This window comes from Paenibacillus pasadenensis (genome assembly GCF_002864175.1).
GTDB classification, from domain to species: domain Bacteria; phylum Bacillota; class Bacilli; order Paenibacillales; family Paenibacillaceae; genus Paenibacillus_O; species Paenibacillus_O pasadenensis.
Genome location: NZ_NFEZ01000004.1, coordinates 479744 through 499143 on the forward strand (window position 1 = coordinate 479744; position 19400 = coordinate 499143).

Genomic DNA, 19400 nt, shown 5'->3' on the forward strand with positions numbered 1-19400 from the left:
CGCGCTCTCGAGGGAATAGCAAGCCGGTTCGCCAACCGTTTCTCGGAGGTCGACAACAACGTGATGCGTCGTCGGTTCGTCCGGAGTGGCAGCACCAGGGAGTGGAAAGTACCTTGGCTGGCGGTCCCCCGGCGCGTCAACACAACCAGGGAGTCGAGAGTGCCTCGGTTGGCGGAACTCCGGCGCGTCGACACAACCAGGGAGTCGAGAATGCCTTGGATGGCGGAACTCCGGCGCGTCGACACAACCAGGGAGTCGAGAATGCCTTGGATGGCGGAACTCCGGCGCGTCGACACAACCAGGGAGTCGAGAATGCCTTGGATGGCGGAACTCCGGCGCGTCGACTCAACCAGGGAGTCGAAAGTGCCTTGGATGGCGGTCCCCCGGCGCATTGACTCAACCAGGGAGTCGAAAGTGCCTTGAATGGTAGCCCCCCGGCGCATTGTCTCAACGAGGGAGTCTAGAGTCCCTTGGTCGGCAGAGCCCCGGCGAATCGACTCAACCAGGGAGTCGAAAGTGCCTTGGATGGCGGAACTTCGGCGCGTCGACTCAACCAGGGAGTCGAGAATGCCTTGGATGGCGGAACTCCGGCGCATTGTCTCAACGAGGGAGTCTAGAGTCCCTTGGTCGGCAGAGCCCCGGCGAATCGACTCAACCAGGGAGTCGAAAGTGCCTCGGATGGCGGAACTCCGGCGCATCGACTCAACCAGGGAGTCGAGAGTGCCTCGGATGGCGGAACTCCGGCGCATTGACTCAACCAGGGAGTCGAGAGTGCCTTGGATGGCGGAACTCCGGCGCATTGACTCAACGAGGGAGTCGAGAGTGCCTTGGTTGGCGGAACCCCGGCGCATTGAATCAACCAGGGAGTCGAGAGTGCCTTGGCCCGCAGAACCCCGGCGCACCAGCACAACAGGGGGTCCAGAGTGCCTTGGCTGGCGGTCCCCCAGCGCCCCTTCGCTAGCGCCCGAGGAACCCGCCCTCCGAGCGGATCGACTGGCCGGTGATCCACTGGGCCTCGTCGCTCGCCAGGAAGGCGAGCGCGCGGGCCGCGTCCTCCGGCTGTCCGATGCGGCCCATCGGGAACAGCGGCAGCAGCTGCCGCTTGAGCTCGTCCGACATCCAGCCGGAGTCGGTCGGGCCCGGATCGAGGCCGTTGACCGTGATGCCGAGCGGAGCGAGTCCGGCGGCCAGCGGCTCGATCAGGCCCGCCAGCAGCTGCTTGGTCGCGAGGTAGGCGAGGTTGTCGGCGTCCGGCCCTTTGGACAGCAGGAACAGGATGCGTCCCGCCCCGCCGGCCTGATGCGCCTGCTCGAAGCGGCGCGCGAACTCCATGCTAAGCAGGGCCGGAGCCCGATTGTTGACGATATAATGCCGATCCAGCGACTCCTGCGTCAGCGTCCGGTAGCTGGTCGGCGCGCAGTAGCACGCGTTGTGGATGATGATCGAGGGCAGCCGTCCGAGCGCGCGCTCGGCTTCGTCCAGCACCTGCAAGGGCACGTCCGGGTCCATGAAGTCGGCCTCCATCTGCCCGGCCCGCACGCCGATGCCCTCCAGCTCCTGCTGCAGCCGGTCCGGCCAGCCTTCCTGCAGGCCGCAGCCCTCCTCCGCGTCGTAAGCGCGCCAATGCGTATAGAACAGATCGGCGCCGCCCTCCGCCAGCGCGCGGCAGATCGCTGTGCCGATGCCCGCCTCCCGGCTGACGCCGGTGACGAGAGCCGCCCTTCCTTTCAACGTCATGCGCATCTCCTCCTTCTGCAACCAGCATAAGCCCCAGAGGCGTCGGAGAGTAGGGGGGCGAACGGCTAAAGCCGAACTTGCCCTCCCGGCTGGCATCGTCCAGGCTGCCGAATGGCTGAAGTCGAACTTGCCCTCCCGGCTGGCATCGTCCAGGCTGCCGAACGGCTAAAGCCGAACTTGCCCTCCCGGCTGGCATCGTCCAGGCTGCCGAGCGGCTGAGGCCGAACTTGCCCTCCTAGTGCCATCGCCTGGGCTGCCGAGCGGTTGAGGCCGAACTTGCCCGCCCGGGTTGAAGCCGGCTGTCCTCCTGCATATAATGAGAAGGCACAGCGGATGATGGCAGCGGGAGAGATTGCCTGCATGATCGAGGCAGCGCCGAAGGAGCAACCTGCACGCAGGGGAATCTCTCAGGCAAAAGGACCTTTGCCGGACGCAGCTCTGGAGAGCATTCCGCGCCGCCTTGCGGACGGCCGAGCGGGCATCCAAGCCCGGTCCGGCCGCAGGGCGGCGCGTCGGAATCACCCAAGGGGAAACTTCATGGCGCCGGCATCGCGGCGCTGTCGGGGGCAACTCTCAGGTACAAGGGACAGAGCGGTGGAATACGGGGAAGCAAAGGGCTCGCACGAGCCTTTGTTTCGACGCATTCCGCCGCCCTGTTCCTTTTCATTTCAGCCACTAAAAAGGAGGAAGCGCATGCGCTTCAAGGATGTCTTCTCGATCATCGGGCCGTCCATGGTCGGCCCGTCCAGCTCGCATACCGCCGGAGCGGCGCGCATCGGGCTGGCCGCCCGCAGGCTGCTCGGCGCGATGCCGGAGACGGCTCGCGTCTCCTTCTTCGGCTCGTTCGCCGCGACCTACCAAGGCCACGGCACGGACACGGCCGTCGCCGGCGGGCTGCTCGGCATGCGCACCGACGATCCGCGCCTGCCGGATGCGGTCGAGCTCGCCGAGGAGGCGGGCATGGACCTGACCTTCCGCGAGGGCAAGGGGCTGTTCCCCCATCCCAACACCGTGCGGCTCGACCTGCAGGCGGCGGACGGGCGCAAGCTGTCGCTGCTCGGCACCTCGATCGGCGGCGGCAACGTGGAGATCGTCGAGGTGAACGGCTTCGCCGTCAAGTTCGGCTGCTCCTGCCCGGCGCTGCTCGTGCGCCATCGCGACCAGCCGGGCGTCATCGCCGGGCTGACCGCCGCCTTGGAGGAGGCGGGGCTCAACATCGCCGGCTTGTCGCTGAGCCGGATGGAACGGCAGGGCGAGGCGCTGGCGGTCGTCGAGCTGGACGGCGAGGCGGCGGTGACGCTGCTGGAGCGGGTGCGGCGGCTGCCGCATGTGCTCGGCACCGATTACGTCGATCTGAACGGAGAAGAGGAGGAGATGGCGGATGAACTTTCGGACGCTGAAGGAGCTCAGTGAGCGCTGCCGCGAGAGCGGCCTGTCGATCGGACGCCTCATGCTGCAGCAGCAGGCCAAGGAGTCGGGACGCGAGGAAGCGGCGGAATTCGCGACGATGAAGGAATACTACGGCATCATGAAAGACGCCGTGCATAACGGCCTGACCCGCGACACGACGTCGCGCAGCGGACTGACCGGCCTCGACGCTCAGCGGGTCGCCGCCTACAACGAGAGCTCCGAGCCGAGCCTCGGCGGCGACGCCGGACGGGCGATGGCGTACGCGCTCGCCGTCTCCGAGGTGAACGCCTCGATGGGCCGCATCGTGGCGACGCCGACGGCGGGCTCCTGCGGCATCATCCCCGGCGTGTTCGTCAGCTCGCAGGAGCGGTTCGGCTGGGACGACGACATCATGACCGAGGCGCTGTTCGCCGCGGGCGCGATCGGCTACGTCATCGCCAACAACTCCTTCGTCTCCGGCGCGGAGGGAGGCTGCCAGGCCGAGGTCGGCTCGGCCATCGGCATGGCGGCGGGCGCGCTCGCCGAGCTGCGCGGCGGCACGCCGGAGCAGGCGGTGCATGCCGTCGGACTCGCGCTCAAGAACACGCTCGGCCTCATCTGCGATCCGGTCGGCGGGCTCGTGGAGATCCCGTGCATCGTGCGCAACGGCTTCGGCGCGGTCACCGCGCTCGCCGCGGCCGACATGGCGCTGGCCGGCGTGCGCAGCGTCATCCCGAGCGACGAGGTCGTGCAGGTCATGCTCGAGGTCGGCGCGGCGATGCCGGAGAAGCATCGCGAGACCGCCGGCGGCGGACTGGCCCAGACGCCGACTGGCAAAAAGCTGATGGAGGACCTGCGCAAGAAGAAGCGGCGCTAGCGGTTTTCGAATGCGGCCAACCGTGCCGCCGGTTAAAGGAATATCGCAGCAAAAAGCTCGGCGAGACGACCTCGCCGGGCTTTTTCGGCTCTTCGCCGACCTCGGTCCGAGGGCCTAAATTCATGCCGGACGAGCAAGTTCAGGTGAAAAGCGGAATAAACTGAAAGCGGATACATCAATCAGGCGCCCGGCTCCGGGACCGGCAGAGGCCTGTCCCTGGTCCGGGCGAAGTCCAGCATGTCAGGAGGAATGGCGGAGTGGTCAAATTCCGAAGGATCGGCTTGCCGTTGCTGTCGCTCGCCCTGGTCGCCGCCGGCTGCGGCGGCCCGGCTCCAGCCGAGAATACGAAGACGCTTACGCTCTGGTACTGGAACCGCAGCCTCGACGACGGACTCATCCAATCGGTCGAACAGAAGTTTCCCGGCATCAAGATCAACGCCCAGAAGATCGGAGGCGACTTCAAGTCGAAGCTGAAGACGACGCTCGCCGCCGGCACGGACGGACCGGACATCGTCGCCTTCAACGACTGGGTCTCCGAGCTGTTCGTCAGCTCGGACCGCTTCTACGATCTGTATGAGCTCGGCGCCAAGGAGATCGAGCCGGACTTTCTCGACTGGAAATGGAACTTCGGCGTCACCGCGGAAGGGACGATGATCGCGCTGCCGATCGATACCGGCCCGACCGCGCTGTTCTACCGGGCGGATCTGTTCGCCGAGGCCGGCCTGCCGTCCGAGCCGGCCGACGTCCAGCGGGAGCTCGGCACCTGGGAGAGCTACCTCCAGGCGGGCCGGCAGCTCCAGGACCATTTTGGCGGCAAGGTCAAGCTGCTCGACAATGTCAAGAACATCTACACGCAGTTCAACGCCCAGTCGGACCGCATCTACTTCTCCACGGACGGCGAGTTCATCGGCGACAAGCCGGAATCGTCGGTGAAAAAGGCGTGGGATCTCGCCGTCCAGGCCGCGCGGATGAAGCTGGCCGGCAACGCGGACGCCTTCACGAGCGAGTGGAACGCCGCCATGAACAACGGCAGCATCGCCTCCTTTGTCGGCGCCGTCTGGATGAAGGAGATCCTGGAGCAGGGCGCACCGGATACGGCCGGCAAATGGCGCGTCGCCCGGGCGCCTGGGGGAGACGGCAACAACGGCGGATCGTTCCTCGCCATCATGAAGTCGAGTCGCTATCCGAAGGAAGCGTTCGACGTCATCCGCTACCTGCAGAGCCCCGACAACCAGATCCGGACGTACAAGAACATCAACCTGTTCCCGTCCGCGGCGAAAGCGCTGGACGATCCCATCCTGCAGGAGAAGGAGCCGTTTTTCGGCGATCAGGCGACTGGGCAAATCTTCGCGGAATCCGCTCGGGGCGTCAAGCCCGCTTATTTTGGAGACAAATTCACCAATGTGAACGGCATCGCCCTGCGCGAGCTGAACTCGGTCGCCCTGCAGGGCAAGGACCCCGACAAGGCGTGGCGCGACGCGCTGAGCCGGATCCGCAAGGAGCTGCTGCGCTGACGGGCGCGGTCCGCCGGCCGCCGCATCCACAGACCAATGGCTGACAGGAGGTCATCCGATGGGAAAACCTATGCTGAACCCGGAGCCCGCCCGCGTCCCCTCGTCCAGACGGACCGAGGGCGGCCTGGCCGCCCGCATCTGGAAGCATCGCAAGGAATACCTGGCCATATCGCCGTTCTACATTCTGTTCGCGGTATTCGGCTTGTTCCCGATCGCCTTCTCCATGTACCTCTCCTTCCAGAAATGGGACGGAATCGGACGGATGAGCTACAACGGCTTGAACAACTACCGCTTCATGCTGACCGATCCGGAATTCTGGAGAGCCGTCGGCAACACGCTGCTGATCTGGATCTACTCGACGATCCCGATGCTGTTCCTCGCGCTCGTCGTCGCCTTTCTGCTCCACTCCTCGTTCGTGCGGATGCGGACGCTGTACCGCGTCGGCTACTTCCTGCCCAACGTCACCTCGCTCGTCGCGGTGGCGATCGTCTTCGGCACGATCTTTTCCAACAACTACGGCTTGCTGAACTACACGCTGAACCTGCTCGGCCTGAATTCCATCGAGTGGCTGAACCGCACCTGGGGCATCCAGCTCGCGATCTCCGTCATGGTCATCTGGCGCTGGGCGGGCTACAACGCGATCATCTACCTGGCCGGGCTGCAGAGCATCCCGACCGTGCTCTACGAAGCGGCCAAGATCGACGGGGCTTCGGGCGTGCAGGCGTTTTTCCGCATCACCGTTCCGAACCTGCGGCCGATCATCCTGTTCACGCTCATCACCTCGACCATCGGCGGGATGCAGGTGTTCACCGAGCCCCAGGTGCTCGTCGGCAACGACGGCGGCGCCGGGGGCGGCGGCCTTACGATCGTCCTTTATCTGTACCGGGAAGCCTTCGTGCACAACTATTTCGGCTACGGCGCGGCTGTCGGGTGGGGGATGTTCATCCTGATCGCCCTCTTCTCCATCGTCAACTGGCTGTTCGTCCAAGGCCGGCCGTCCCATGACCAGGGGGTGAAGTGAGATGAAAGCCCGATCGATCCTGCTGCATGTCGGCCTGACGGCCGGACTGCTGCTCTCCGTGTTCCCGTTCTACTGGCTGCTCGTCATGGCGACCCGCACGACAGCGGACATCTACAGCTTCCCGCCGAAGCTGTGGTTCGGCACGAAGCTCGGGGACAACGTCTCCCGCGTGTTCGAGAACATCGACTTCTTCGGCGCGTTTTGGAACACGCTGTTCGTCGCGACGGCCTGCGCGGCGCTCGTGCTGTTCTTCGACTCGCTGGCGGGGTTCACGTTCGCGAAGTTCGAGTTTCCCGGCAAAAAAATCCTGTTCGTGCTGCTGCTCGCCACGATGATGGCCCCGGCCCAGCTGTCGCTCGTGCCGTCGTTCGTCATCATGGCCAAGCTCGGCTGGGTCGGCTCGTTCAAGGCGCTCATCATCCCCGGCATGGCCAACGCGTTCGGCATCTTCTGGATCCGGCAGTACGCCCAGGAGTCGGTGCCGAGCGAGCTGCTGGACGCGGGCCGCATCGACGGCTGCGGCTTCTTCCGCCTCTATTGGAACGTGGCGCTGCCGATCCTGCGGCCGGCGCTGTCGTTCCTCGGCGCCTTCACGTTCATCGGAGCGTGGAACGACTACCTGTGGCCGCTCATCATCCTCACCGACGAGAGCAAGTACACGCTGCAGGTGGCGCTCGCCTCGCTGAACGGCATCTATCTGTCCGACTACTCGATGGTGATCGCCGGCACGCTGCTGGCCGTCATCCCGCTCATCGTCCTGTTCCTGTTCGTCAGCAAGCAGTTCATCTCCGACATCGCCGCGGGCGCGATCAAGAGCTGACGCTTTCCTGCCGGGATAAGTCGAGCCGATTGATAAATGGATCTGTAAAATAAATTGCAAATACTCCTTCTGAATCGGCTATCAAGGCTGTCGATGGAAGGACATCGGCTAACTTCTCCGCACCTCTGGTGGATCATGCGACGTTACTCGGGATGCGAACAATACAGTGGAAATTGCTTGTGATTGACAAAGCAACCTTTTCGAGGAAATCGCGTCTACTCATTTGAGAATATGATCCTTATCTTGAAAGGGCTGAGAAAATTGTCTCGTCGAATCCAAGTACTCTTTCTGGCATTGATCGTCGGACTGTCTGTTTTTGGGGCCGGGTTGGCAGGGGCTGCTAAAGCTCCATCGAATAACGACGGAATTCATCGCCCTGCGATTGTCATCAACGGCAAGGTTGCCGAGCTGAAGGCCGTGATCCCGCCAAGCGGGTCGGCGATGGTTCCGTTTCGTTCCTTTTTTGAAGCTCTGGACCTGAATGCTGAATTCGACAACAAGACCAAAACGGTGACCGCCAAGAACGAAACGACAACCGTTACTTTGACCGCCGGCAAAATGACCGGGACGATCAACGGCAAGGAAATCAAGCTCATTCAAGGTCCGTCATTGTCAGACGATGATGACTTGATGTATGTCAATGTGCGATTCATCGCCGAAGCATTTGGCGGAATTGTCGGCTTTGACAAGAGCACGCTTACGGTGACCCTTGATTTTGATTAAGATCAACTTGAGAAAGGGACCTTCCCCGCCCATCAGGCGCGGAGAGGTCCCTTTTTCGGTCGAGATCGTTCGGCTGCGGGGGCGATGTCGTCCCCTTCCAGTACTATTCCATTTCTAATTCGACCTCCTTTCTTCGTCCCCTCTCATCCGCATGCAGGCCATTGACACCGAGCCCGGCCATCTCTTATTCTTCCTTTGACCTGTCGAACGGGTGTTAGCCTAACGGAAGAGGATGATCCAACATGATGAACCGGACCGCGCCGGCCCCGATTTCCAGCGCTTCCTTCGAGAGCGCCTTCCAGCAGGCGGCGACGACGGAGAACCGGACGGCATTCCAGTATCTGATGTCGCTGTACAAGGGGAACTTCCTCAACCTGACGATCTCGATCGTCTTTTTCCTCGTCAAAAGCCTGCCCGTCTACGTGCTGCCGATCGTGACGGCCAACATGATCAACATCGTCGCGCAGCCGGACCAGCACAGCCTGCGGGAGCTGTGGATCAACTTCGCCGTGCTGATCGCCGTCGTCCTGCAGAACATCCCGACCCACGCCGCCTACGTCAGCTTCCTCAGCCGCGCGATCCGCTCGGTCGAGGCGGGCCTGCGCGGCGCGATGGTGCGCAAGCTGCAGCAGCTGTCGATCAACTCGCATCGCGAGCTCGCCGCCGGCCGGCTGCAGTCCAAGGTGCTGCGCGACGTCGAGGCCGTCGAGGGCATGAGCAAGCAGCTCATGCTGGCGTTCATCCCGGCCATCTTCAACGTCGTCATCGCCTTCGGGCTGACGCTCTACTCCAACTGGCTCGTCTCGCTCTTCTACGTGCTGACGGTGCCGGCGGCGATCGGCGTCATGCAGATGTTCAAGCGGCGCATCCGGCAGAGCAATCGCGAGTTCCGCAAGGAGATCGAGACGATGAGCAGCCACGTCTCCGAGATGGTGGAGATGATCCCCGTCACCAAGGCGCACGGGCTCGAGCAGGTCGAGATCGACCGCATCGACACGACGCTGCGGCGCCTGCAGGGCAAGGGGTACCGGATGGACCTCGTCGAGGCGTACTTCGGCGCCTCCGGCTGGGTGACGTTCCAGATCGTGCAGGTCGTCTGCCTGCTGTTCACCGCCTATCTCGCCTATACGGGCAGCATCCCGGTCGGCAACATCGTCATGTACCAGGGCTACTTCGGCATGATCCTCGGCTCGATCACGGCGCTCATCAACGTCTACCCGATGATCGCCAAGGGCACGGAGTCGATCTCCTCGATCACGGAGATCCTGCGCTCGACCGACATCGAGGACAACGCCGGCAAGCTCAAGCTGACCCGGCTGAGCGGGGAGTACCGCTTCGAGGACGTGCAGCTGAAGTTCCCGGACGGCGACCAGCATGTGCTCGAGGAAGTATCGCTCGACGTGCGCGCGGGCGAGTGCATCGCGTTCGTCGGGGAGTCCGGCGCGGGCAAGTCGACGATCCTCAACCTCGTCATCGGGTTCTTGAACCCGACCTCCGGACGGGTGCTCGTCGACGGCGTGCCGCTGTCCGCGCTTGATCTGTCCGAGTACCGCCGCCATCTGGCCGTTGTGCCGCAGACGAACATCCTGTTTTCCGGCTCGATCCGCGACAACATCACCTACGGCCTGCAGGGCATCACGGAGGAGCAGGTGATGGAGGCGGTGGAGCGGGCGCATCTGACCGAGATGGTCTCGCGCCTGCCGAAGGGCATCGACACGATGGTCGGCGAGCATGGCGGCAAGCTGTCCGGCGGCCAGCGCCAGCGGATCGCGATCGCCCGCGCGCTCGTGCGCGATCCGAGCGTCATCCTGCTCGACGAGGCGACGTCCGCGCTCGACAACGCCTCCGAGCATCATGTGCAGCAGGCGATGCAGCAGCTCATCCAGGGGCGCACGACGTTCATCGTCGCCCATCGCCTTTCGACGATCCGCCATGCGGACCGCATCGTCGTCATGAAGCGCGGACGCATCGCCGAGGTCGGCACGTTCGACGAGCTGATCGCGCGCAAGGGCGAATTCTACAACCTCAAGCAGCTTCAGATGTAGGCTTGGAGTATATGGTTTAAATAGTGCAAAAAAGCCTGCCGAAGCGGCAGGCTTTTTTTGCTTGATTTAAATCTGGACCGCGCATGCGGGAGTTCCGCCGCGCGCGTGAGCCGAGCAGGTTCAGCTTTTTTTGCGCAGCTCGAAAAACTCGCATTGCGCCCGCGCGTGGTAGGCGAGATCGGCGACGCCCGACTGCAGCACGACGGTGCGCTCGTCGAAGCGCACGATGCAGCTGCCGGACTCGACCATATGGTCGTCGCGGAAGACGCGGACCGGGATGCGCTCGTCGAGCGCTTCCTGGAAGTCGGCATCGGTATGGAGAGGTCGGATATAGGCCATGGCGGCGGCGCTCCTTTGCAAAGGGGGATGGCCCGGATCGGGCTTGGCTCCGGCCATTATACCATAGCTCAGGGCAGCTCGATATCGACGCTGCGGCTGGCCGCATTCCAGGAGACGGAGATGCCGAACGCCGCGGTCAGCGCGCGGATCGGCACGTAGGTCAGCCCGTCGCGCAGAATCGGCTGCAGCTCCGGAGCGGCGAGCTTGCCGTCGATCCACAGCTGCGGGAAGGAGTAGGCGCCCTTGCGCGGAGCGGGCGGCTCGGAGCGGATGAGCGCGCTCCACGACGCCTTGTCCCAGACGACGGACTTGCCGGCGAGCTTGGCGATGGAGCGCAGCGGCAGCAGGGCGCGCCCTTCCCGCAGGATGGGCCGCAGCGCCGCGTCCAGCGCGGGCTTGCCGTCCACGGACAGGAACGGCTCGGCGGCGGGGAGCAGCGACATCTCCCCTAACGTTCGGCTGCCATTGCCTCCATAGGCGACGTATAGGCTGAGAGAACCTTTTGATTCAAGGAATTTCATCGTTCCATCCTTTGCTTTGCCATAGGCGGGCAGCGTGATGGAGAAGTCGTAGTAGCCGAATTGCTGCGTGCCTGTGCCGATCAGCAGGGAGTGGTCATAGGGATAACCGGATGAATCCGAGGAGGAGGAATAGGTTTCGGCATTTGGCGTCCAATACACAAAGAGCTCCGGGGAGAAAAGGAGCGGATCATGTCCTTTCAGCCGAATCTTCTCTCCGAAGCGAGCGGTCGCGGGAATCTCGGCGATTTCCTCATTCCTGACGAACAGCGAGCTGTAGTCTTTCGACACGCTGATGTCGTCAAGCTGCAGGAAGGTGGAGCCGGATTCCAGGTACAGGCCGCCGGTCGAGCCGAAGATGGAGGCATCGCCCTTATTGGAGAAGGTCAGGCTGAGTCCATAGAAGAAGCTGTAAGGCGTAGAATCGAAAGCCTTGACGGGCTTGCCTTTCTTCGCAAAGGCTTGCACCATCCCGCAAACCTTCTTGATCCGCGCGGCATCCTCCTTGCGGGCTCCGTACAACTGGTCGTCGACGCCGCTTGCCCCGCCGATTAGCACCGACTTCAGCGTGCTCGGACCGCAGGACGCGGCCAGCTCCTTAAAGGAGGTCGCTGGCGTGGGAGAAGCAGTCGGCTTGACGGCCGCTGCGGGCGCTTGGGACCCTGCCGGCTCGGCAGCCGCTGCGGGCGTCGTAGCCGAGCCGGACAGCAGGAGCACGGCGAGCAGCATTCCGAGCGCGCTGCGGCCGGCGCGCCTCGTTCCGAGGGGGGCTTTTGCATGAGCATGGCGGACAGGCTTCATAAGCTCATCTCCTTTGATCGGTCATTCGGGCAGTCTCTGCTCCTCGGCCGGCGCGACGAGCTCGACCTTGATCCGGTCCGGATCCTCGAAAAAGAGGATGTACGTCCCCGCCCCGCCCGCATGGGGATGGCGGTCTTCATAGAGCAGGTTCATTCCTCTGGCGCGGACTTCGTCGGTCAGCCGGTCCACCTGCTCGCGCGAGGCGGCGTGGAAAGCGAGATGGTTCAGTCCGACCCGGGCACGGTGGTACGGCACGTCCAAGTATTTCTCTTTCGCTTGCACGAACACGAGGTAGGTCGAGCCGTGCTTCCAGCTGCGGCCCTCCGGCCATTCCTGAAAGGGCTCGTACCCGAGCTCGCCGAGGAACCAGCCCCAAAAGGAAGCGGACTTTTGCAGATCGGAGACATATAGTTCGATGTGATGCAGCATGAATTCTCTCTCCTTGGCGCTGTAGTGGAGCCTGAGGAGCGGGGCTCTTATTTTCCTTTCCTTTAGACGTAAAGGGAATGGAAAGGTTTCTGTGATCTTCCAAAATCCGGATGAACTGTGATAGGGTAGGGCGAGGAGGGATGCATCTATGGATCTGGAGCGGGAAGTGCAGGACTTGAAGCGGCGGGTCGAGGAGTTGGAGGAGCGGGAGCTGGCGACGTCGGAGCGGGGATATGGGCCGGTCGGGCGCAGGGACACCGGGCTCGGGGGTAAGTTTTTAATCGGCATCGGCATCGGCGCGGCCGTGCTGGTTCTACTTCTATTTACGATAGGCGTCATTCAGTTCATCCGCGTTTGAGGAAAGAAAAGTCCAAAAGCCCATCCGGCGGGGAAACCCGTTTGGGTGGGCTTTTGACGCGGAACGGCAAGGCAATGGGCCTCGCGGCTGGACTCGGGGCGAATGCCGGAGCGATCAGCAGCCGAGCTCTTCGTGCCGGACGCTGGAATCCTCGATCTGGATCGTGCAGTGGCGGATGCCGTGCCCGTCCCGCAGGAGGGCGATCGCCTGCTGCAGGACGCGGCGGCTGTCGGCGTCGTCCTCGACGAGCAGATGGCAGGTCATGGCGTCGAAGCCGGAGGTGATCGTCCAGATATGGAGATCATGCACGTCGATGACGCCGGGCAGCGACTCCAGCTCGAGCTGCACCCGCTGCGTGTCCACCGTCTCGGGAGCGCCTTCCATGAGGATATGGACGGTGCTTCGGAGCATGCCCCAGGCGCTTTTTACGATCAGCAGCGACACGAGCACGGAGATCGCCGGATCGGCCCAGTACCAGCCGAACGCCCACATCAGCGCCCCGGCCGCGATCGCGCCGACCGAGCCGAGAGCGTCGCCGAGCACATGCAGATAGGCGCTCTTCAGGTTGACGTTGCCCTTCACGTCGCCCTGGCGCATCAGGAACCAGGCGCTGGCGAGATTGGCGAGCAGCCCGACCGCGGCGATTAGCAGCATCGAGCGGCTGGCGACCGTCGGCGGCTCCCAGAATCGGCCCCAAGCCTCGACGACAATGAAGATCGCGATGGCGATCAGCGTCGCGCCGTTGAACAAGGCGGCCAGAATCTCGAACCGGCGGAAGCCGAACGTGCGCTTCGGCGAGGAAGGGCGGGCGGCGAAGCCGACGGCGACGAGGCTCAGCAGCAGCGCGCCGGCGTCGCTGAGCATATGGCCGCTGTCGGACAGCAGCGCCAGGCTGCCCGTCGCCAGGCCGCCGACGAACTCCAGCACCATGATGCCGGTCGTAATGAGGAGGGCGATGAGCAGTCCGCGCTTGTTGCCGCTCCCGCCTCCGTGGAAATGACCGTGCCCGGCGTGGGAGTGGCCGTGATTGTGGGAGTGGCTATGGCCCGCGTGGGAGTGGCTGTGTCCGTTGCCGGAGTGGCTATGGCCTGAGTGGGAATGGCTGTGTCCGTCGTGGGAGCGGCTATGGGCAGAGCGGGCGTGGCTGTGTCCGTCGTGGGAGCGGCTGAGGTGGTCATGGTTGTGGGTTTGCCCTGGCTCTGCCTGCCCAAGGCTGCGCGTGCTTTCGAATGGAGGCGTGTCCTTTCCAACTCTGCGCCTTAGATCCGGTTCATGACTCATCATGAGCCTCCTTATCCCTCAATAATACATGAGCACTTGTTCATGTATTGAGTTTACTTGAGCCGCCTCGTCATGTCAAGCCGTGAGGGAGGCTGAATAGAGAGTTGAGAACGGCGCTCGCCTGGAGAACCATGCGCTTCCCATTCGATGCCAACGACTCCTCAGACGCTTAGCCGCCCTTTTTTCGCGTCTCCAAAAATCGAACGACTCCTCAGACGCTTAGACTAGCAATTCGCCTCTTTCCGCATGTTTTTCCGGCGTTTTGGCATGGCTAAGCTCCTCGCGCGTCGTTAGATTTTGAAGCTGTCCCATTTAGGGCTGCTAACGATCTGATTCGTCGTCAGCAGCCGTCATGTATCGACCGGAGAAGCCGCTTGCAAAACGGAGCGCCTTCCGCTGGAGCGAAGGTGCGATGCACGCGATCGGGACGAAGCGCGACGAAGAGGCCGGCATGGTTTATCGCTCGAATAGCTGCAAAAAAGCCCCGATCCAAGCTGCGAATCAGGGCGGATCGCAGCTGTTCGAGGCTAATTGCTCTTATGGCCAGGAGGACCGCGGCGCCATCCCCGCAAAGGCTCCGCACCGGGACATTCGCGCAGCGCTTAGCTCCGCAGCAGCGCCGGGTCGAAGTCGGGGACAAGGCCCTCGCGGGCGGCGCGGCCGAGCAGCGACTCGACGGCGGCCAGCCCGTCCTCGCCGAGCGACCGGGTGAACTCGTTGACGTAAAGCGCGATGTGGGAACGCGCGACGTCCGGCGACATCTCTTGGGCGTGCTCGCGTACATAGCCCGCCGATTCGTCCGGATGCGCCCAAGCGTATTCGACCGAGGCGCGCGTCCAACGGGCCAGCGACTCGACGTCCATGCCGCGGCGGGCGATGATCGCGCCGAGCGGGATCGGCAGGCCGGTGTCGGCCTCCCACCAGACGCCCATGTCGGCCATGAGCGTCAGGCCGTAGTCGGGATAGGTGAAGCGCGCCTCGTGGATGACGAGGCCCGCATCGACGCGGCCGTCCCGGACGGCGGGCATGATTTCGTGAAAAGGCAGGACGACGATGCGCGGCGGCTCGCCGGTGATCTGCTGCGCCGTCCACAGCCGGAACAGCAGGTACGCCGTGGAGCGGTCGCTCGGCACGGCGACCGTCCGGCCGCTCAGCCAGGACGGGTCCATGCCCGGCGCAGCAGCGCCGACATGGGAGCGAGCCGCTCCGGCTGACGCGTCGGCCGACGGGCGTGCCGCTGCGCCGCTGCCGCCTTGCGAGCTCGCCGCAGCATCTCCGGCTTCTCGCCGATCCGTTCCTGCGGTCGGCTCCGCCGCGCCGCCAACTTCCGCCCGCTCCGCAGCGATCCGGCCGCCGCCGGCCGTCAGCACGAGCGGGCCGCAGCCGCGGCCGAGCGCGCCGCCGCATGGGATGAGGGCGTAGCGGTCCAGCACGTAGGGGAGAGCGGCATACGAGATCTTCATGACCTCGGGTCCTTCGCCGCGAGCGGCCCAGCCGTTGGTGACGTCGATGTCGGCGTACGTCACGTCGAGCTCGGGCGCGCCCGCGATCAGGCCGTGCGCCCAGGCGTGGAACACGAAGGTATCGTTGGGACATGGAGAATAAGCGATTTTCATCTTCATCGGATGTTCAGCACCTCCGGCAAAATCGCGGCCGTCCGCTCCAGCGCCGCCAGCGCGTCGCCGATGCGCCAGGCGTCGCGGTCGCGCGGACCGACCGCGTTCGAGAGGGCGCGGACCTCCATCGCCTCGATGCCGTGCATCGAGGCGGCGAGCGCCGCGCCGTAGCCTTCCATCGCCTCCGCCGCCGCGCCGGGCACCCGGCGCAGCAGCTCGGCGGCCGTCTCTCCGCTGCCCGTCACCGTGGACAGCGTCAGCACCGGCGCCGCTGTCGCGGCCATGCCGGCCTGCCGCAGCGCCTCGGCCAGCGCCTCGGCGACTTCGCGGTCCGTCTTCACGCGCCACGAGCCGAAGCCGAGCTCGTCCACGCTGGCGAAGCCCTGCGCGGTCTCCGCTCCGAGATCGGCGCATACGATCTCGGTCGCGACGACGACGGAGCCGACCGGCGCGGCTCCGGGGAAGCCGCCGCCGATGCCGGCGCTGACGACATAGCGCAGCGGCGGCCCGCCGGCGATCGCCAGCGCCGTGCTGGCTGCCGCAGCGGCCGGGCCGACGCCGCCGGCGACGACGATGTAGCGCCCGACCCGGCGCAGGGGGCCCTCCGCCTCGCCGCAGCTTTCTTCGGGGCACGCCTTCATCAGGCCCCGCACGACGGCATCCCGCTCCGCTTCGACGGCGGCGACGATCAGGACATAGGCGGGCGGGTCGGGCAGGATACGTTTTTTCATTCGGAATGGACCTCTTTCCTCGGATGTGCCGCCTGCCGGTCCTCGGGCCGCATAGGCGCGGCGAGGCCGGGGCAGGTTCGGCTGCTTCCTCTAACGATACTCCTGCGGGCTGCCGGATTCAAGGAAGCCGCGCGTCAGGACGGAAAACGGCGTGAGCGCGTGGGAGGCGGCGCGGCGCAAGGGAGAGGGGGCGAAGCGGGGGAGCATGCCGCATCACCGGCGAAAAAGCGGGCTGCGGCGGAGGCCGGATCAGCGGCGGGGAAAATCGTGAAGTCGGCGAATGTTGAGAATTGGCAAAGCTCGTCTTCCTGCGTATGGTAACCTGAGAGAGGAGGATAGGTTAGCATGGAGAAAAAAGCAAAGCGAAGCCTAGAAAGCCCCGGCGGGCCTCGTCCTGCCGCAGCCGAAGCCGACGCAACCAAAGCCGACGTCGCATTGGCGCCCCCCCAAAACCGAAGCCGTCGCAGCCGAGTCCGCCGCCGCCTCGGCGCCTCCCGCAACCGGAGCGGCCGCAGCCGAAGCCACCGCCGCATCGGCGACCCCCGCAATCGAATCCGCCGCAACCGAATCCGCCGCCTCGGCGACCCCCGCAGCCGGAGCGGCCGCAGCCGAAGCCACCGCCGTCTCGGCGCCCCCCGCAACCGAATCCGTCGCACCCGAGTCCGCCGCCGCATCCGCGCCCCCCGCAACCGAAGCCGCCGCGGACCGTCCCGCTCCGATCGCGCCTATACTGCGGCTTCGCGTCTGAATAACGGCCGCCAATCGCGCAAGCGCCGCGCCGTAGGGCCGCTTCGGGCTTCGTCTACCATGGCTGAAGGGAGGATCTTCATGAAAAGCAGCTGGTTCCGCAAGCTTCTGCTCTCGTACCTTCCCGCTTTTTTCATCGTCGTGTCGATCCTGTTCGTCGTCTTTTTTCAAGCTCTGAACGAGCAGAGCCGCAAGGAAGCGGCCAAGGCGAACGACTTCCTCGTGCAGCAGGCGATCCGCCATGCCGACAACTCGTTGCGCGCCATCGACTACCGCATCCTGCAGGACATCCTCGGCTCCGCCGTGCTCAAGGATTTCTACCGGGCGGAGGCGGAGGACGTCTTCGTCAACCTGCAGGCGGACCGGCTGATGGACTCATGGGCGTTCGGCAATCCCGCCATCGACTCCATTTATTTGTACCGCCCCCGCGACGGCTTTGTCTTCGGCGACGGCTCGCTCAAGACCGAGCCGTTCCGCGACGCCGCCTTCCTCCGATCCTATCTCGACGGGGAGCGGCCGATCGGCCAATGGAGCGACAAGCGCTCGTTCCAGCCGTATGCCATGTCCAAGCCGGCGGAGGTGATGACGATCGTGCGGGCCTACCCGGGCTTTTCCAGCGCCAAGACGGGCTACGTCGTCGTAAACGTCAGCTTGTCCAAGCTGGGGCAGGAGCTGGCTTCCATGTACGACCCCGGCCAGACGTTCATCGCCATGTCCGACCGCAGCGGCCAGTCTGCGATCGGGCCGAGGCTGGACGGCGGCGAGCTCGTTCTGGCCCAGTATGTCTCGCCGTACACAGGCTGGACGGTTTCCAGCGGCCCGACGGGCAAAGGGCTGAAGCTGACGCTCGACCTGTACAGCGTCTGGCTCGTGCTGGCGCTGGGCGCCGTCCTGCTCGGCATCGCCTGGGTCGTGCATGTCACCCGCCGCAATTACCGGCCGATCAGCCAGCTCGTCTCGCTGATCCGATCCAGCTCGCTCGTACCGCAGGACGGCCCGGGAGCCGATCGCAACGAGCTCGGCTTCATCCGCCTGTCGCTGGAGCAGCTGATGGAGGAGATGAAGCGCTCCAAGCAGCAGGATACGGAGAACCGGCTGCTGCGCAAGCGGCATCGCTTTCTGGAGGCGCTGGCGGGCGGCGCTCCGATCTCCCAGGCCGAGTGGGAGTCCGATCTGGAGCGTCTTGGCTTCGAGCCCCGCGGGCGGACGGCGTTTGCGTGGACGCTGGAGATCGACCGCCATGCCGCTTTTTCCCGAGCCTACAGCGCCCACGACCAGGCGATGCTCAAGTTCGTGCTCGCAAGCGTCGTAACGGAGACGGTGCAGGGCGGCGGCGGAGCGGCTTGGGCGGAATGGACGGGAGACCGGCGCATGAGCGCGATCGTCTGGCTGCCGCCGGAGGCGGGGCTGGACGAGGCGAGGCGGCTGGCCGCCGAGGCGTCGGACTGGATCCGCGACAATCTGGCGTTCGGCGCCACGATGGCGCTGCACGGTCCGGCCGGACCGCTCGAGGAGATCCGCCGCTCGGCGGACATCGCCGCCAGCCTGCTGGCCTACAAGGCCGCGCTCGGCACGGGCAAGGTCATCACGCCGGATCGTCTCGGCAGCGGCGGCAGTCCGCTGCATGATCATTTCGGCACGATCCAGCAGCTCGCCCAGGCGTTCCGCACGGGCGACCCCGGCTGGAGGGAGCGGCTGCGCAGCCTGTACGCGCAGATCCGCCAGTCCTGCTTCTCGCGTCAGGAGATCGAGAGCCTGCAGCAGGTGCTGTACCAGCAGATGGATCGGATGTTCCTGGAGCTGGCCAAGGAGTACTGGACGGCGTGGAAGGAAACGGAGGCGGAGCTGCTCGCCCTCGACCGGGAGTGGGAGGCGCTGGACGAGCTGGAGGCAGGCTGCCTCGGCGCGCTGGAGCGGATGGACGCGCGGATGAGCGAGCTGCGCGACTCGCAGTCGGCCCGCAGCGAGATCGCGGAGATCCGGGCCTACATGGAGGAGAACTTCGGCAGCCCGGAGCTGTCGCTGGACTATTTCGGCGATCGCTTCTCCATCCATCCCAAGACGATCAGCAAGCTGTTCAAGGAGCAGTTCGGCGAAAACTTCATCGACTTCCTGATGGGGCTACGGATGGAGCAGGCGAAGCGCATGCTCGGCGAGCCGTCGCTGTCGCTGCAGGAGATCAGCCGGCACATCGGGTATTACAACTACAATTCCTTCAACCGCGCGTTCAAGAACCATACCGGCATGTCGCCGAGCGATTTCCGCAAGCGGGCGCCGCGACCGAGCGCGGGGTGATCCGCCGCCTTCCGGCCTTCCGGCCTTGCCTACGCCATTTGGCGCAGGCAAGGCTTTTTTCTATTCCGCTCGCCGATCGGGTCAGATAATGTGACGCGGACGTCACAGAGACGGCTGCGACCGGATCGGAATGGCGGCCGTTTCGGCCTGAAACGGCGC

The 19400-nt window shown here is 64.7% G+C and carries 16 protein-coding genes and 1 riboswitch; of the genes, 9 read left to right on the forward strand and 7 right to left on the reverse strand.

What is annotated here, in order from left to right; genetic code table 11:
• Positions 1-957: 957 nt before the first annotated feature.
• Positions 958-1737 (reverse strand): SDR family oxidoreductase, encoded by a 780-nt coding sequence (locus tag B8V81_RS11775; protein ID WP_028599418.1) that lies wholly within the window; start codon positions 1735-1737, stop codon positions 958-960.
• A gap of 333 nt (positions 1738-2070) precedes the next feature.
• A riboswitch (glycine riboswitch) is annotated at positions 2071-2170 on the forward strand.
• Between the two features lie 260 nt (positions 2171-2430).
• Here B8V81_RS11775 and sdaAB point away from each other — a divergent pair.
• The 7 genes from sdaAB (at position 2431) to B8V81_RS11810 (ending at position 10126) form a co-directional block, all read left to right on the forward strand.
• Entirely contained in the window at positions 2431-3150 is a 720-nt protein-coding gene (sdaAB, locus tag B8V81_RS11780; protein WP_052333361.1) for an L-serine ammonia-lyase, iron-sulfur-dependent subunit beta, read from the forward strand.
• Positions 3119-4003 (forward strand): L-serine ammonia-lyase, iron-sulfur-dependent, subunit alpha, encoded by an 885-nt coding sequence (gene sdaAA / locus B8V81_RS11785; RefSeq protein ID WP_028599419.1) that lies wholly within the window; start codon positions 3119-3121, stop codon positions 4001-4003. The genes sdaAB and sdaAA overlap by 32 nt, the downstream gene beginning before the upstream one ends.
• 257 nt (positions 4004-4260) lie before the next feature.
• Positions 4261-5517: an ABC transporter substrate-binding protein gene (locus tag B8V81_RS11790; RefSeq protein WP_028599420.1), complete on the forward strand. Its 1257-nt coding sequence runs from the start codon at positions 4261-4263 to the stop codon at positions 5515-5517.
• A 58-nt stretch (positions 5518-5575) separates the two neighbouring features.
• Positions 5576-6538, forward strand: a complete 963-nt coding sequence (locus B8V81_RS11795) for a carbohydrate ABC transporter permease (protein WP_028599421.1) — start codon at positions 5576-5578, stop codon at positions 6536-6538.
• A 1-nt stretch (position 6539) separates the two neighbouring features.
• Positions 6540-7358 carry a carbohydrate ABC transporter permease gene (locus tag B8V81_RS11800; protein WP_028599422.1) on the forward strand — a complete coding sequence of 273 codons (819 nt, stop codon included), beginning with the start codon at positions 6540-6542 and terminating at the stop codon, positions 7356-7358.
• Positions 7359-7541: 183 nt separating this feature from the next.
• Entirely contained in the window at positions 7542-8081 is a 540-nt protein-coding gene (locus B8V81_RS11805; RefSeq protein WP_127464475.1) for a copper amine oxidase N-terminal domain-containing protein, read from the forward strand.
• 242 nt (positions 8082-8323) lie between these two features.
• A complete protein-coding gene (locus B8V81_RS11810; protein ID WP_228551236.1) occupies positions 8324-10126 on the forward strand; it encodes an ABC transporter ATP-binding protein in 1803 nt (600 codons plus the stop codon).
• A gap of 120 nt (positions 10127-10246) precedes the next feature.
• Here the strand turns inward: B8V81_RS11810 and B8V81_RS11815 are convergent, their stop codons facing one another.
• The 3 genes from B8V81_RS11815 to B8V81_RS11825 all read right to left on the reverse strand — a co-directional run bounded on the left by B8V81_RS11815 (position 10247) and on the right by B8V81_RS11825 (position 12213).
• Positions 10247-10465: a hypothetical protein gene (locus B8V81_RS11815; RefSeq protein WP_028599425.1), complete on the reverse strand. Its 219-nt coding sequence runs from the start codon at positions 10463-10465 to the stop codon at positions 10247-10249.
• 68 nt (positions 10466-10533) lie between these two features.
• Positions 10534-11784 carry a copper amine oxidase N-terminal domain-containing protein gene (locus B8V81_RS11820; protein WP_028599426.1) on the reverse strand — a complete coding sequence of 417 codons (1251 nt, stop codon included), beginning with the start codon at positions 11782-11784 and terminating at the stop codon, positions 10534-10536.
• A 21-nt stretch (positions 11785-11805) separates the two neighbouring features.
• Positions 11806-12213 (reverse strand): VOC family protein, encoded by a 408-nt coding sequence (locus B8V81_RS11825; protein WP_028599427.1) that lies wholly within the window; start codon positions 12211-12213, stop codon positions 11806-11808.
• A 148-nt stretch (positions 12214-12361) separates the two neighbouring features.
• Between B8V81_RS11825 and B8V81_RS11830 the strand changes: the two genes are divergently transcribed.
• Positions 12362-12571, forward strand: coding sequence for a hypothetical protein (locus tag B8V81_RS11830; RefSeq protein ID WP_028599428.1), 210 nt, complete (start codon positions 12362-12364; stop codon positions 12569-12571).
• A gap of 114 nt (positions 12572-12685) precedes the next feature.
• Here the strand turns inward: B8V81_RS11830 and B8V81_RS11835 are convergent, their stop codons facing one another.
• From B8V81_RS11835 to B8V81_RS11845, 3 genes are all read right to left on the reverse strand, one after another.
• Complete coding sequence (locus B8V81_RS11835) at positions 12686-13852, reverse strand: cation diffusion facilitator family transporter (RefSeq protein WP_084137383.1); 1167 nt, start codon at positions 13850-13852, stop codon at positions 12686-12688.
• Positions 13853-14454: 602 nt separating this feature from the next.
• Complete coding sequence (locus B8V81_RS11840) at positions 14455-15468, reverse strand: 1,4-dihydroxy-6-naphtoate synthase (RefSeq protein WP_028599429.1); 1014 nt, start codon at positions 15466-15468, stop codon at positions 14455-14457.
• A 2-nt stretch (positions 15469-15470) separates the two neighbouring features.
• Complete coding sequence (locus B8V81_RS11845) at positions 15471-16199, reverse strand: futalosine hydrolase (RefSeq protein WP_101808437.1); 729 nt, start codon at positions 16197-16199, stop codon at positions 15471-15473.
• 828 nt (positions 16200-17027) lie between these two features.
• On the opposite strand from B8V81_RS11845, the gene B8V81_RS11855 reads away from it, so the two are divergent.
• A complete protein-coding gene (locus B8V81_RS11855) occupies positions 17028-19241 on the forward strand; it encodes an AraC family transcriptional regulator (RefSeq protein ID WP_101808438.1) in 2214 nt (737 codons plus the stop codon).
• The last annotated feature ends 159 nt before the right edge of the window (positions 19242-19400 follow it).